At 68.0% G+C, this 14,297-nt stretch carries 12 protein-coding genes and 2 riboswitches; of the genes, 10 read left to right on the top strand and 2 right to left on the bottom strand.

The annotated features are described in order from the left end of the window. Positions 1-93: 93 nt before the first annotated feature. The 5 genes from tdh (at position 94) to ACUYM2_RS05785 (ending at position 6,315) form a co-directional block, all read left to right on the top strand. On the top strand, positions 94-1,140 hold the full coding sequence (gene tdh, locus ACUYM2_RS05765) for an L-threonine 3-dehydrogenase (protein WP_481599206.1): 1,047 nt from the start codon (positions 94-96) through the stop codon (positions 1,138-1,140). A 56-nt stretch (positions 1,141-1,196) separates the two neighbouring features. Then, the gene (locus tag ACUYM2_RS05770) at positions 1,197-2,411 is read left to right on the top strand and encodes a glycine C-acetyltransferase (protein ID WP_481599207.1); all 1,215 of its coding nucleotides are present in this window, start codon (positions 1,197-1,199) and stop codon (positions 2,409-2,411) included. A 99-nt stretch (positions 2,412-2,510) separates the two neighbouring features. After that, on the top strand, positions 2,511-3,626 hold the full coding sequence (locus ACUYM2_RS05775) for an NAD(P)/FAD-dependent oxidoreductase (protein ID WP_481599208.1): 1,116 nt from the start codon (positions 2,511-2,513) through the stop codon (positions 3,624-3,626). Between the two features lie 11 nt (positions 3,627-3,637). Further along, positions 3,638-4,849: an amidohydrolase family protein gene (locus tag ACUYM2_RS05780; RefSeq protein ID WP_481599209.1), complete on the top strand. Its 1,212-nt coding sequence runs from the start codon at positions 3,638-3,640 to the stop codon at positions 4,847-4,849. 32 nt (positions 4,850-4,881) lie between these two features. Then, positions 4,882-6,315 (top strand): phenylacetate--CoA ligase family protein, encoded by a 1,434-nt coding sequence (locus ACUYM2_RS05785; RefSeq protein WP_481599210.1) that lies wholly within the window; start codon positions 4,882-4,884, stop codon positions 6,313-6,315. Here ACUYM2_RS05785 and ACUYM2_RS05790 read toward each other — a convergent pair. Further along, complete coding sequence (locus ACUYM2_RS05790) at positions 6,312-6,968, bottom strand: histidine phosphatase family protein (protein WP_479786029.1); 657 nt, start codon at positions 6,966-6,968, stop codon at positions 6,312-6,314. The two genes, ACUYM2_RS05785 and ACUYM2_RS05790, sit on opposite strands and share 4 nt — an antisense overlap. Before the next feature lie 80 nt (positions 6,969-7,048). Here ACUYM2_RS05790 and ACUYM2_RS05795 point away from each other — a divergent pair, with 80 nt between their 5' ends. Together ACUYM2_RS05795 and ACUYM2_RS05800 are read left to right on the top strand one after the other, a co-directional pair. Then, positions 7,049-7,825 (top strand): CPBP family intramembrane glutamic endopeptidase, encoded by a 777-nt coding sequence (locus ACUYM2_RS05795; protein WP_481599211.1) that lies wholly within the window; start codon positions 7,049-7,051, stop codon positions 7,823-7,825. 137 nt (positions 7,826-7,962) lie between these two features. Next, the gene (locus tag ACUYM2_RS05800) at positions 7,963-8,976 is read left to right on the top strand and encodes an isopenicillin N synthase family dioxygenase (RefSeq protein ID WP_481599212.1); all 1,014 of its coding nucleotides are present in this window, start codon (positions 7,963-7,965) and stop codon (positions 8,974-8,976) included. 101 nt (positions 8,977-9,077) lie between these two features. On the opposite strand, the gene ACUYM2_RS05805 is transcribed toward ACUYM2_RS05800, so the two are convergent. Then, entirely contained in the window at positions 9,078-9,716 is a 639-nt protein-coding gene (locus ACUYM2_RS05805; protein WP_481599213.1) for a VOC family protein, read from the bottom strand. Between the two features lie 158 nt (positions 9,717-9,874). After that, positions 9,875-9,990: riboswitch (SAM riboswitch) on the top strand. A gap of 63 nt (positions 9,991-10,053) precedes the next feature. Here ACUYM2_RS05805 and ACUYM2_RS05810 point away from each other — a divergent pair. From ACUYM2_RS05810 to ACUYM2_RS05820, 3 genes are all read left to right on the top strand, one after another. Beyond that, positions 10,054-11,370 (top strand): bifunctional o-acetylhomoserine/o-acetylserine sulfhydrylase, encoded by a 1,317-nt coding sequence (locus ACUYM2_RS05810; RefSeq protein WP_481599214.1) that lies wholly within the window; start codon positions 10,054-10,056, stop codon positions 11,368-11,370. 59 nt (positions 11,371-11,429) lie between these two features. Beyond that, a riboswitch (SAM riboswitch) is annotated at positions 11,430-11,545 on the top strand. A gap of 11 nt (positions 11,546-11,556) precedes the next feature. Then, positions 11,557-12,693 carry a homoserine O-acetyltransferase MetX gene (metX, locus tag ACUYM2_RS05815; protein ID WP_481599215.1) on the top strand — a complete coding sequence of 379 codons (1,137 nt, stop codon included), beginning with the start codon at positions 11,557-11,559 and terminating at the stop codon, positions 12,691-12,693. 172 nt (positions 12,694-12,865) lie between these two features. Next, positions 12,866-14,248 (top strand): MFS transporter, encoded by a 1,383-nt coding sequence (locus ACUYM2_RS05820; RefSeq protein ID WP_481599216.1) that lies wholly within the window; start codon positions 12,866-12,868, stop codon positions 14,246-14,248. Positions 14,249-14,297 lie beyond the last annotated feature (49 nt).

Genomic DNA, 14,297 nt, shown 5'->3' on the forward strand with positions numbered 1-14,297 from the left:
TTGTGCTAATGCTTTCCGCCCGGTCTAATGAGGTGAGTTGTCCCACACCACCGCTCCGCAGCCAGGGAGCGGCCAGCACAGTTAGGCAGGCCCATGAAGGCTCTCTACAAGTCCGGCGCCCACGCGGGATTCGAACTGGTCGACCGCCCGGAGCCGGAAACCGGGCCCGGGGACGTGAAGATCCGCGTCATGACCACCGGCATCTGCGGCACGGACCTGCACATCCAGTCGTGGGACGCCTGGGCGCAGGGCATCATCACTGCACCGCTGATCGCCGGCCATGAGTTCTACGGTGAAGTCGTGGAGACCGGCGAGGACGTGATGGACGTCAAGGTCGGCGACCGCGTCTCCGGCGAGGGCCACATCGTCTGCGGGATCTGCCGCAACTGCCGCGCCGGCCGCAAACAGATGTGCATCAACACCGTCAGCGTCGGTGTCCAGCGCGACGGCGCCTTTGCCGAGTATGTCGTCATCCCGGAAACCAACGTCTGGGTCCACCACGATGAGTCCGTGACCCCGGAACTCGGCGCCATCTTCGACCCGTTCGGCAACGCCGTGCACACCGCGCTGAGCTTCCCGCTGGTCGGCGAGGACGTGCTCATCACCGGAGCCGGACCCATCGGCCTGATGGCGATCGCCGTCGCCCGCCACGCCGGGGCCCGGAAAATCGCCATAACCGACGTCTCCGCCCCGCGCCTGGACCTGGCCCGCCGGCTTGGCGTCGACCTCGCGATCGACGTCTCCACCACGCGGGTCAAGGACGCACAGCGCGAACTGGGCATGCGCGAAGGCTTCGACATCGGGATGGAGATGTCCGGGCACCCCACGGCGCTGCCTGAGATGATCGACAACATGAACCACGGCGGCCGGATCGCGATGCTGGGGCTGCCCAGCCAGTCGATCGACATCGACTGGGGCAAGGTCGTCACCCACATGCTGACCATGAAGGGCATCTACGGCCGAGAGATGTTCGAAACCTGGTACGCCATGAGCGCCATGCTCTCCTCCAATCCGGTGCTGCACGCCAACATCTCCGCCGTCGTCACCGACACCCTGCCCGCCTCCGACTGGGAAAAGGGCTTCGACATCGCCCGCGCCGGCGTCGGCGGCAAGGTGGTCCTCGACTGGACCGGCTTCTAGCCCCCGCCCGTTTCCGGTACCGTACAAAAATTCGACCCTGCTGAGGAGCCCAACCCATGTATTCAGCCATCAAGGACCAGCTGCAGCACGAACTCGACGAGATCCGCGCCGCCGGCCTGTTCAAGACCGAACGGCACATCGATTCCCCGCAGGCCAGCCACATCAAGGCCGGCCAGCTCGGACAGGGCAGCGCGGACGTGCTGAACTTCTGCGCCAACAACTACCTGGGGCTCGCGGACCACCCCGAAATCATCGCCGCCGCCAAGGAAGCCATGGACTCCCGCGGCTTCGGCATGGCCAGCGTCCGCTTCATCTGCGGCACCCAGGACCTGCACCTGGCCCTTGAGGAACGCGTGTCGAAGTTCCTCGGCACCGAGGACACCATCCTGTTCTCCAGCTGCTTCGACGCCAACGGCGGCGTCTTCGAATCGCTCTTCGGCCCGGAAGACGCGGTCATCTCCGACGCGCTGAACCACGCCTCGATCATCGACGGCATCCGGCTGTGCAAGGCCCAGCGCTTCCGCTACGCCAACCAGGACATGGCCGACCTCGAATCCCGGCTGATCGAGGCCAGCACCCAGGAGAACCCGGCCCGCCGCAAGATCATCGTCACCGACGGCGTCTTCTCGATGGACGGCTTCCTCGCCCCGCTGGAGGCAATCTGCGACCTCGCCGAGAAGTATGACGCCATGGTCATGGTGGACGATTCGCACGCGGTCGGCTTTATGGGCGCCACCGGTGCCGGCACCCCGGAACACGCCGGCGTCTCGGACCGCGTGGACATCTACACCGGCACTTTCGGCAAGGCCCTGGGCGGCGCGTCCGGCGGCTACGTCTCGGGACGGCGTGAGGTCATCGCCATGCTCCGGCAGAAGGCGCGCCCCTACCTGTTCTCCAACTCGCTGGCCCCGGCCATCGTCGCCGCCACGCTGAAGGCCCTGGACCTGGTGGAAAACTCCGGCGAACTGCGCAGCAAGCTCTTCGCCAACGCGGAGCTCTTCCGCCGCCGGATGGCCGAGGAAGGCTTCGAACTGCTCGACGGCGAACACGCGATTGTCCCGGTCATGTTCGGCGACGCCGTGATGGCGGCCAGGGTGGCGGACGCGATGCTCGCCAACGGCGTCTTCGTCACCGCGTTCAGCTACCCCGTCGTGCCGAAGGGCGCCGCGCGCATCCGCGTCCAGCTCTCCGCCGCGCACAGCGCCGACGACGTCGAAAGCTGCGTCCAGGCCTTCGTGCGCAGCCGCGAGACGGTGGCCGCGGCCGCGTAGCGGCGGATCCGCCCGCGGCCCGACCGCCGGCGGCGTGTGCGGAGAGCGGGACAGCGGAAAGTGCTGACGCGGCCTCCTGCCGGGTGCAAGGATGGAGGCATGTCAGCTAAATACGATGTCGTGATTGTGGGCGGCGGCATAGCCGGCCTGTCCCTTGCCTCCGCCCTTGCCGGCAGATGCAGCGTGGCCCTGGTCGAAGCCGAGCAGTCGCTGGGCTACCACACGTCCGCGCGCTCGGCCCGCCAGCTGATCCCCAGCTACGGGCCGCCCGTGGTCCAGGAGCTCACCATGCGCACGCTGGAGCTTATCGGCACCAAGGAGGGCACACGGCCCGAGCCCGTGCTCTCGCCGCGCCGCTTCATGCTGATCGGCAGCGAGGAAGACGTCCAGGAACAGGCCAGCGGCTTTATGCACCGGATCAGCCACGCCGAGGCCCTGGACATCTGCCCCGCGCTCAAGCCGGATTCGTTCGAGGCCGCCGGCCTCGACTCCGGATCCTTCGCCTGTAATGCGTCCCTGCTGCTGGAGGACCACCGGGAGCGGGCGGTCGAGGGCGGCGTGGACATCATCACCGGCGCCAGGGTCCACTCGGCGCAGCGCCTCGGCTCCGGCTGGGAACTCGGCGCCGGGCAGGAAGGGTTCGAAGCCGCCGTCGTGGTCAATGCCGCCGGCGCCTGGGCCGACGAATTCGCGGTGCTCAGCGGCGTCGAGAAGCTCGGCCTCCAGCCCTACCGCCGGACCGCCGCAATCGTCGACGTCGAACACCCGCTCCCGCCGGGCTGCCCTATGGTGGCGTCGGCCGGCAGCTTCTACTTCCGGCCGGACGGGCGGCGGCAGGTCCTGATCTCGCCGTCCGAAACCGTGCCCAGCGGCCCGGAGGACGCCCGGCCGCACCCGGGCGACATCGAGGCGCTGATCACCCGGCTGAATGCCGTCACCACGATGGGCATCGGTGACGTCCGCCGGGCCTGGACCGGCCTGCGGACCGAGGCCTCCGACGGCGTCCCGGTGGTGGGGTTCGACGCCGAGGCCACCGGCTTCTTCTGGCTCGCCGGCCAGGGCGGCTACGGCTTCCAGACCTCCTCGGGCATCGCCGAACTGGCCGCCGGGTTGATCCTCGCCGGCCAGGGCTCCGCGGAGCCGTTTCCGGCCGACAGTCCGGCATCCCGGACAGCCGCGGCCCTGGCAGCGACCCGGATGTCGATCCGGGGCTGAAGAATGGACCCATGAGCACCCTCATCACCAACATCGCCGAACTGATGACCCAGGACGCGGAGCACCGGGTTCTGATGGACGCGGCCGTGGTGATCGAGGGCGAACGCATCGCCTGGCTCGGTGCTGCCGCGGACGCCCCGGCGGCCGACGACGCTGTAGACGCCGCCGGCCGCGCGCTCCTGCCCGGCTGGGTGGACTCGCACACGCACCTGATCTTCGCCGGCGACCGGACCGCGGAGTTCGAGGCCAGGATGGCGGGGGAGGACTACAGCGCCGGCGGCATCGCCGTCACCACCGGCGCCACCCGGACCACCGGCGACTTCGACCTCACCCGGCTCGCGCTCGGACGCGTCGCCGAGGCGGTCTCCCAGGGCACCACTTATCTTGAAACCAAAACCGGCTACGGACTGGATGTGGAGAACGAAGCCCGCAGCGCCCGGATCGCCTCCACCGTCGCAGATGAGGTGACCTACCTCGGCGCGCACCTGGTCCCCGGGGGCCTGGACGCCGAGGAGTACACGGACCTGGTCTGCGGACCGATGCTGTCCGCCGTCCTGCCCTATGTCCGCTGGGCCGACGTCTTCTGCGAGCGCGGCGCCTTCAACGAGGACCAGTCCCGCCGCGTGCTGACGGCCTGCCGGGACGCGGGGCTGGGCCTGCGCGTGCACGGCAACCAACTCGGCGAGGGCCCCGGCGTGCGGCTGGCGGTCGAGTTCGGGGCCGCGAGCGTTGACCACGTGAACTACCTCTCCCGCGACGACGTCCACGCCCTCGCCGACAGCTGGTCCGGCTGGGAATCGGCGGCCGGCGCGGGCGAGCGCGGCACCGTCGCGACCTGCCTGCCGGCCTGCGACCTGTCCACCCGGCAGCCGTTGGCCCCGGCCCGGGAACTGCTCGACGCCGGGGTGCAGGTGGCCCTCGCCTCCAACTGCAACCCCGGCACCTCCTACACGAGCTCGATGGCGTTCTGCGTCACCACCGCGGTGCTGCAGATGCGGCTCAGCGTGCACGAGGCTGTCCGCGCCGCGACGTTCGGCGGTGCGCTGGCGCTGGGCCGGGAGTCCGGCAACGACGTCGACGGGCAGCGCGCGGTCGGCTCGATCGCCGTCGGGCACCGGGCTGACCTGCAGCTGCTCAACGCCCCCTCGGCAACCCACCTGGCCTACCGGCCTGGCATGCCGCTCACCCACGCGGTCTGGCGCGCCGGGGTGCGCGCCCGCTGACGGACCACCGTCCGAGGGCGAGGGGAAACAGCATGGCCGGGTTCGCCAGGGAGCTGGGCATCGTGCTCGATCTGCTGCTGGCCAAACGCGGCGGCCCCCGCGCCCTGTCCCGTCGCCGGGACGCCCGGCTCGCAGCCCTCGTGGCCCACGCCCGCACCAGCTCCCCGTTCTACCGCGAGCTCTACCGCGGTCTGCCCGCCGGGGACGTCCTGCGCGGGGACCTCCTGCTCGGGGATGTCCCGCTGGGGGACCTGCCGACGGTCACCAAACCGCAACTGATGGCCCGGTTCGACGACTGGGTCACCGATCCGGCCGTGACCCGGGCGGACCTTGAAGCCTTCGTGGCCGACCCATCCCTGGTCGGCAGCCGCTACCGCGGCCGGTATCTGGCCTGCACCAGCTCCGGGACCACCGGGCATCCGGGACTGTTCGTGCACGACCCCGCCGCCGTCGCCTGCTACCGGGCGCTGGGCATCCGGGCCTTCGGGACCGCCCTGGCCGACAGCCGGCCGCTGGCTGTGCTGCTGGCCGTGCTGCGGCGCGGAATCCGTGCCGCCGTGGTGGTCGGCGCCGGCGGCCATTTCGCCGGCGCCGTGTGGCTCGAGTCCGAACGGCGCCGCAGCCGGGGCCGCCGCCGCGCCTACCGCCTGTTTCCCGTGCAGCAGCCGCTGGAGGCGCTGGTGCAGGCGCTCAACGACTTCGACCCGGCCCTTGTTGTGGGCTATCCCAGCGCGCTCGAACTCCTGGCCGGGGAGCAGGACGCGGGACGCCTGCGAATCCGGCCCGTGGTGGTGGAGTCCAGCGGCGAGTCCCTCGGCGACCAGGCCCGGCTGGCCGCTGCGCTGGGCTGCAGGGTGCACAACGTGTACGCCGCTTCGGAGTTCAGTCCGATCGCCCTGGACTGTCCCCGCGGCTGGCTGCATGTCAACAGCGACTGGGTCATCCTGGAACCGGTGGAGGATGACTACCGGCCCACGCCTCCAGGGAAGGCATCCCACACGGTGCTGTTGACCAACCTCGCCAACCGGGTCCAGCCGCTGATCCGCTACGACCTGGGCGATTCCGTCCTCGCCAAGCCCGGCCCCTGCGAATGCGGCAACCCGCTGCCGGCGGTCCGGGTCGCCGGCCGGCACGACGACGTGCTGCACCTGGATAACGCCCGCGGCGGAACGGTGAATGTCCTGCCGCTGGCCATCACCGCCCCGATCGACGACGCGCCCGGAATGCACCGTTGCCAGCTGGTCCAGTCCGGCCCGGCGGAACTGCGGGTCCGGCTGCAGCTGGAGCCCGGCGCCGGGGCGGACGAGGTGTGGCAGGACGTGGCAGCCAAGCTCGCCGGGTTCCTGGCCGGCCAGGGCCTGGCGAACGTGGACCTGGTCCGGGCCGGTGAGGCGCCGGAACAGACCGGACCGAGCGGCAAGTTCCACCAGGTCATCGCGCTCAAGCGCGCCCCGGACGGCGCTTAGAAAAACATCGGCGGGGCGTCCAGCACGGTCTCATCCACCCGGCGGTCCTCCCACTGGCTAAACGGCTTGTCCAGCTCGTACTTGCCCTGCCTGGTCCGCAGCAGGGTGCGGATCTCGGCATTGTCCGGGTTGTTCAGCGACTCGAAGTACTCCACCGACCAGTGGAACCAGCGCATACAGAACAGCCGCATGGTCAGCCCGTGCGTCACGAACAGCGCGTTCGGTGCGTAGTTCGGCTTGGACCAGTGCCGGTACAGGGTCTCCATGAACGAGGAGATCCGGTCATAGACGTCCGAGCCGGACTCGCCTTCCCGGAACCGGTAGAAGAAGTGCCCGTAGGCGTTGCGAAGCTCCTTCTGGTCCTCGATGTCGCCGGCGATCTGGAAGTTCGCCCAGTCCTGCTCCCGCAGCCGCGGCTCTTCGATGACGCGTTCGGTGAGCGAGCCCAGCTGCAGTGCCTCCAGGGTCTGGTAGGCCCGCAAATATGGGGAGACATACACGCACACCCGCTGCCCGTCCAGCTGCCGGCGCAGCTGCTCGCCGGCGGCCGTGGCCTGCTCGACGCCCAGCGGCGTCAGCGGGATCCGGTAATCGGGCACCCGGTTGTAGATCGAGGTGTCGGCGTTGGCGGCGGACTGGCCATGCCGGATCATAAAAATTCTCCCGGGCGCACTCACAGCCCCAGCATAGGCACGTGCAGTCAACTCCCGGCAACGGCAGGCAAGATAGGAACATGTTGGTTCCCTCCCGCCGTCGGCTGCGGCTAGAAGTTTGGATTGTCCTGGGACTGTCGCTTGGGCAGTCGGCGGTGTACTCGGTGGTGCAGTTGCTGGACAAACTGACCCGTGCGCCGCTGGCGCAGGGCACCTCGACGCTGAACCGCTCGCAGAGCAGCCGCGAGTACTTCGACCTCACCTACCAGCTGCTGGACATTATCTTTGCCCTGGTTCCCGTGGTGCTGGTGATCTATTTCCTGACCGAGCACCGGCCCGCCGGCCTGGCCGCCGGCACCGGGACCTCGGCGTTCCGGAAGCTGGGCTTCAACTTCGCCCGGCCCGCCAAGGACCTGCTCCAGGGCGTCGGACTCGCCGCGCTGATCGGCATACCGTCGCTGGGGCTGTACGCGGCCGGCCGGGCGCTGGGGATCACGACGGCGATCATTCCCAGCGCGCTGGACTCCTACTGGTGGACCGTTCCGGTGCTGATTCTTTCCGCGATCCGGCACGGGATCGTGGAGGAAGTCATCGTGGTGGGCTACCTGCTGGACCGGCTCGGCAAGTTCGGCTGGGGAATGCCGCTGGCCATCTTCGCCAGTTCCATGCTGCGGGGCAGCTACCACCTCTACCAGGGCTTCGGGCCCTTCATCGGCAACGCCATCATGGGCGTCATCTTCGCCCTGGTCTACACGAAGACGCGCCGCGTGATGCCGCTGGTGATCGCCCACGCGCTGCTGGACATCGTGGCCTTCGTCGGCTTCAGCCTCTTCGGTAAGGCAATCGGCCTCGGCTGAGACCGACGCTTGCGCGGGTGCCGCAAGCCAAGTGACTTATTTCGACACGAGACTCACCACCGCCGAAGCCATGTCCGTAACATTGGAGCTAGTCCAGGCTTCGGCTTGCCAGACTCGCTGCAAAGGATTATGTGAAGTTGTCGCTCGAATCATTGCCCATTTTGGATATCTCGCTTCTGGCTGCGGGCCCTGAGAAGGCCTCCCGGTTCCGGGACGAGTTGCGCGACGCCATGCACGAGGTCGGATTCATCTATCTGGCCGGTCACGGCGTCCCGCAGCAGCTCACGGACGCCATGCTCGATATCTCCCGCCGCTTCTTCGAGCTGCCCGAGAGCCAGAAGCTCGCGATCGAAAACATCCACAGCCCGCAGTTCCGCGGTTACACCCGCGTTGGCGGCGAAATAACGGACGGCGCCGTCGACTGGCGCGAACAGATCGACATCGGCGTCGAGCGCGACACCGTGGAGCCCGGCCCGGGCGTCGCTGACTTCTGGCGGCTGGAGGGGCCCAACCTGTGGCCGGAATGCCTGCCTGAGATGCGGAAGATCGTCACCGAATGGACCGAGCGCCTCAGCGCCATCTCCCTGGACCTCCTGAGGGCACTCGCGGTGTCCCTCGGTGCGCCCGAGGATACCTTCGACGCGGCGTTTGCCGACCAGGCCTTCCCGCTTCTCAAGATCGTGCGGTACCCGGGGGAGTCAGATCCGGAACCGATGCAGGGCGTCGGATCCCACCGCGACGGCGGGGTCCTGACACTTCTCCTTGTCGAACCCGGCAAGGGCGGGCTGCAGGTCGAATACCAAGGCAAGTGGATCGACGCGCCTCAGGTGCCCGGAACCTTCGTTGTGAATATCGGGGAGATGCTGGAGCTGGCCACCAACGGTTACCTCAAGGCCACCTTGCACCGGGTGATCTCGCCGCTCCGCGGCACTGACAGGATTTCCTTGCCGTTCTTCTACAACCCTGCACTGGATGCGACCATGCCCCGGCTCGCGGTGAGCCAGGATTTCCAGGCCAAGGCCCGCGGCCTGTCGGTGGACCCGACTAACAGCCCCATCCTGGAAACTTATGGGGACAACGCCCTGCGCTACCGGATCCGGGCGCACCCCAACGTCGCCGAAGTCCACCACCCGGACCTGCTGAAGGGCTGACGGGCCGGCCGGCCGACCGGTTTAAAGGGTTTCGGCCGCCGGCGGTAGGTGGCATCGTTGGCACCCGCTGCTGGCGGCCGAAGTTTTTCGGGCAGGAAGCGTCAGATGGTGACGGCTCCGGAATCGGTTTCGAAGGTAACGGACAGGATGCCCGGCGTCCCGTGCGGGGCCAGCCAGTTCACGTCCACATCCTCCAACGGTTTCTCCACCGGTTCGCCCAGCCACTCGGTGACACGCTCGGCGGAGCCAGCGATGGTGAGGGCAGACATTTTGACGCTGCTCTCGTAGGCGTTGGACGGGTGCAGGGCGGGGTCGCCCTCCCACTTGAGCATGTAGGGGACCTGCGGATCCGCGATCAGGCCCAGGATGCCGATCTGCTTCCAGACCAGTTCGCGGCCGTCGGGGAACTTGCGGTTGCCGTTGACGGCCGAACGGCCCAGGCGCTCCTCGAAGGGTGCCAGGTCGTCAACCTCGACGCACCAGCCCATCCAGCCGCCGCCGGCAGCAGAACGGGCCCGGACGGCCTGACCGAACGGCGCCTTGTCCGAGGCAGGGTGGTCCAGGACCTCCACGACCTCCAGGTACTTGTGCCCGGCGAGCGGGATAATCATGTTGCGGGTCCCGAATCGGGGGTGTACTCCGCCCTTGACGGCTTCGACCCCGAGGGCGGACGCGATACGTTCGGTGGTGGCAGCGAGGCCATCTTGTTCACAGGCGTAAGAGACGTGATCCATGCGCATGCCCTCATCTTGGCACTTTGTGATGGAGCTCTCAGCTTAGGGTGTCCTAACCCACAAGGGATGTCATTTTCCAGGGCTGCACGGCCGGCCGACGGGCCACAATTCATATTCGTCACAAAGCTACCCAGCCGCCGTCGAACCTTCCTAAACTGGAGCAAGGTCATGAGTGCCAGCACCAAGCCCCGGCTTGCTGGCCGGCAACCCTCCTTGCGCGGTGGGGTGCCCCGGGTGAAGACCTGGCCCTCCGGCGCCCGCCGGGAGGCAAGCGCGGCGCCAGAGCCGTTCCGGTCCCGGAAGGACGGGAACGGCCTGTGCCCAGTCATTCAGGAGTCTTCCGATGTCCAACGCCTGGTCCTTTGAAACCCGCCAGATCCACGCCGGCCAGGAGCCGGATTCCGCGACCGGCGCGCGGTCGCTGCCGATCTACCAGACGACGTCGTTCGTCTTCCCCAGCGCGGAAAGCGCCGCCAACCGCTTCGCGCTCGCCGAGCTCGCCCCCATCTACACCCGGATCGGCAACCCCACCCAGGACGCGGTGGAGCAGCGGGTTGCCAGCCTCGAGGGCGGCCTCGGGGCGCTCCTGCTCAGCTCCGGGCAGGCCGCCGAAACCTTGGCGATCCTCAACATCGCCGAGGCCGGGGACCATGTGGTGGCCAGCCCCAGCCTCTATGGCGGCACGTACAACCTGCTGGCCCACACGCTGAAGAAATTCGGCATCTCGGTGACCTTCGTCGCGGATCCGGACGACCTGGAGCAGTGGCGCGATGCCGTGCAGCCGAATACCAAGCTGTTCTTCGGCGAGGTCGTGTCCAACCCCCGGCAGGACGTGCTGGACATCGAGGGCGTCGCGGAAGTGGCGCACCGGGCCGGGGTGCCGCTGATCGTGGACAACACGCTCTCCACCCCGTTCCTGATCCGGCCGATCGAGTGGGGTGCCGACATTGTGGTCCACTCGGCCACCAAGTACCTCGGCGGGCACGGCACCGCGATCGCCGGCGTGATTGTCGACTCCGGCAACTTCGACTTCGGCAAGGACCCGGAGCGCTTCCCTGGCTTCAACACCCCGGACCCCACCTACAACGGCCTGGTCTACGCCCGGGACCTCGGGGCGGACGGGGCGCTGGGCGCCAACCTCTCCTTCATCCTCAAGGCCCGGGTCCAGCTGCTGCGCGACCTCGGCTCCGCCGTCTCGCCGTTCAACGCTTTCCTGATCGCCCAGGGCATCGAGACACTGAGCCTGCGGATGGAACGGCACGTCGCCAACGCCCTCAGGGTCGCCGAATGGCTGGAGGCCAGGGCCGACGTCGAATCCGTCGCCTACGCCGGGCTGCCCTCCAGCCCCTGGTACGAGCGTGGCCGCAAGTACGGTCCGAAGGGTACCGGCGCCGTCGTTTCCTTCAACCTGGCCGGGGGAGCGGAGGCCGGCAAGCGTTTCGTCGACGCCCTCGAGCTGCACTCGCACGTGGCGAACATCGGCGACGTGCGGTCCCTGGTCATCCACCCGGCGTCGACCACGCACAGCCAGCTCTCGCCGGAACAGCAGACCGTGGCCGGCGTCAACCCCGGCCTGGTCCGGCTCTCGGTGGGACTCGAACACATCGACGACATCATCGCGGACCTCGACGCCGGCTTCCGGGCAGCCAAAAACGCCTGAGGTCACACAGCCGTCACAATCTTCGCGCTTGCGCCGCCAGGTTTCGTAGAATCGAGGCAGGTCATGAGTGCCAGTGACAGCCCCGGCTTGCTGGCCGGCAACCCTCCATTTGCGGCGGGGTGCCCCGGGTGAAGACCTGGCCTGCCGGTCAGCTGACGGCGGGCAAGCGCGAAGTTAGGTCCTCACATGACGATTGCCGTCACCCGTACAGGTGTCCCCGAAAGCAAAACCTCCGCTGTTCCCGATGGGACGGTGCAGTACCTCCCCATCGGTTCGCTGGCCCTTGAATCCGGCGCCACCCTGCCGGAGGTCACCCTCGCCTACGAGACCTGGGGCACGCTGAACGCCGACGCGTCCAATGCCGTGCTGATCGAGCACGCCCTGACCGGGGACACCCACGTCACCCGCGGCGCCGGCGAGGAGCCGGGCTGGTGGGAACAGCTGGCCGGCCCGGGCGCCCCGGTGGACACGGACAAGTACTTCGTGGTGTCGATCAACATCCTCGGCGGCTGCTACGGCTCCACCGGACCGTCGACGCCGGCCCCGGACGGACGGCCCTGGGGCTCGCGCTTCCCGCTGGTCACCCTCCGCGACAGCACTGCCGCCGAGGCGCGGCTCGCCGACGCCCTGGGGATCAGCAGCTGGTATGCCGTGCTGGGCGGCTCGCTGGGGGGAGCACGTGCGCTCGAGTGGGCGGTCAGCTACCCGGACCGGGTCCGGCGCTGCGCCGTGATTTCGGTAGGCGCCAGCAGCACTGCCGAGCAGATCGCGTTCGCCCAGGCCCAGACCCTGGCGATCCGCCAGGACCCCAACTTCAACGGCGGCGACTACTACGGCGGCCCGGAACCGGACGCCGGCCTGGCCCTTGCCCGACGGATCGCCCACATCACCTACCGTTCCGCCGCCGAGCTGGACGGCCGCTTTGGCCGGAAGGCCCAGGCGGCCGAGGCCACGCTGGAAGCCGGGTCGCTGGCCGGCAGGGGCCGCTACCAGGTGGAGAGCTATCTGGACCACCAGGGCAACAAGCTGGTGCGCCGCTTCGATGCCAACAGCTACATCGCCATCACCGAGGCTTTGATGAGCCACGACGTCAGCCGCGGCCGGGGAAGCCTGGAACAGGCTGTTGCGCTGGCCACCGCGGAATTCTTCGTGGCGGCCGTGGACTCGGACCGCTTGTACTTCCCGGCCCAGTCCCGCGAACTCGCCGGCGCCCTGCCGGGGGAGGTGCCGGTGCACCTCATTGAAGCCCCGATCGGCCACGACGGCTTCCTGACCGAAATCGGCCAGCTCAGTGAGCAGCTCAGAGGCAACTTCTTCGCCTAGCCGGGACCGAGCTGTGTGCATTTTTGCAGACGCCCTCTGCGCGATTGGTCGTTGAGCCTCGCCCGCCCGCAGTCCATACTCGTGGAGAATGACGCCGTGTGTCCCAACTCACACACACGTTAGTCAGCCCAATGGTCCACAGGGTGTCGAAGGCGACATCGAAGGAGTTCGCATGAGCACGGAAAACGCCGCCGCGAGGCGCGCAGAGGAGACGGACGTCAAGTCCTCGGGTCTCAAGAAAGTAGTGGCCGCCTCGATGGCCGGCACGGTAGTGGAGTGGTATGAATTCTTCCTCTACGCCTCAGCGGCGACGCTGGTCTTTGGCAAGATGTTCTTCCCCAACTCCGGAACGGAACTGGACGGCATCATCGCCGCGTTCCTCACCTACGCGGTGGGCTTCGTTGCCCGCCCCATCGGCGGCATTGTCTTTGGCCACTTCGGCGACAAGTTCGGCCGCAAACAGCTGTTGCAACTCAGCATCATCCTGGTCGGCGTGTCCACCTTCCTGATGGGCTGCCTGCCGAGCTTCCAGCAGATCGGCTACTGGGCTCCGGCGCTGCTGGTGTTCCTGCGCTTCGCCCAGGGCTTCGCCGTCGGCGGTGAGTGGGGCGGCGCCGTCCTGCTCGTCGCTGAGCACAGCCCCAGCAAGTCCCGTGGCTTCTGGGCCAGCTGGCCGCAGTCGGCGGTCCCGATGGGCAACCTGCTCGCCACTGCCGTGCTGTTCATCCTGTCATCGGTACTGTCCTCCGCAGACTTCCTGGGCTGGGGCTGGCGCATCGCGTTCTGGCTCTCCGCCGTCATCGTGGTCATTGGCTACTACATCCGCACCAAGGTCCAGGACGCCCCGATCTTCCTCGAGGCCCAGAAGGAAGTTGTCGTTGAGAACAAAGGCTACGGCGTGGCCGAGGTTTTCCGCCGCTACCCCCGCGGAGTCTTCACCGCCATGGGCCTGCGTTTCGCTGAAAACGTCCTGTACTACCTCGTGGTCACTTTCTCCATCACCTACCTGAAGGTGGTTGTCCAGACGGACACCTCGCGCATCCTGCTGCTGCTGCTCGTCGCCCACGCCATCCACTTCTCCGTGGTGCCGATGGTCGGCCGGCTGTCCGACCGCCTGGGCCGCAAGCCGGTCTACATGGCCGGCGCTGTGCTCGGCGGAACGTGGGGCTTCTTCGCCTTCCCGATGATGGACACCAAGAACGACTTCATCATCCTGGCCGCCATCACCATCGGCCTTCTCTTCCACGCCCTGATGTATGCCGGCCAGCCGGCCATCATGGCCGAGATGTTCCCGACCCGGATGCGCTACTCCGGTGTTTCCCTGGGCTACCAGGTCACCTCGATCGTGGCCGGATCGCTTGCCCCGATCATCGCCAGTTCGCTGCTGGGCCAGTACAAGTCCTCCACCCCGGTGGCCATCTACCTGTTGGGCGCCTGCCTGGTCACCATGGTGGCGGTCTACTTCCTGAAGGAAACCCGGGGCATCTCGCTCCACGACGTCGACGCCGCCGACGCCCAGGGAACTGCCGACCTGCTCGCCGCCGGAAAGAAGTAAGCTCCACCGTTACCACGCTGCCCGTGCCCGCATTCCTGCGGGCACGGGC

The sequence above is a fragment of the Arthrobacter sp. SD1074B genome (assembly GCF_056780195.1).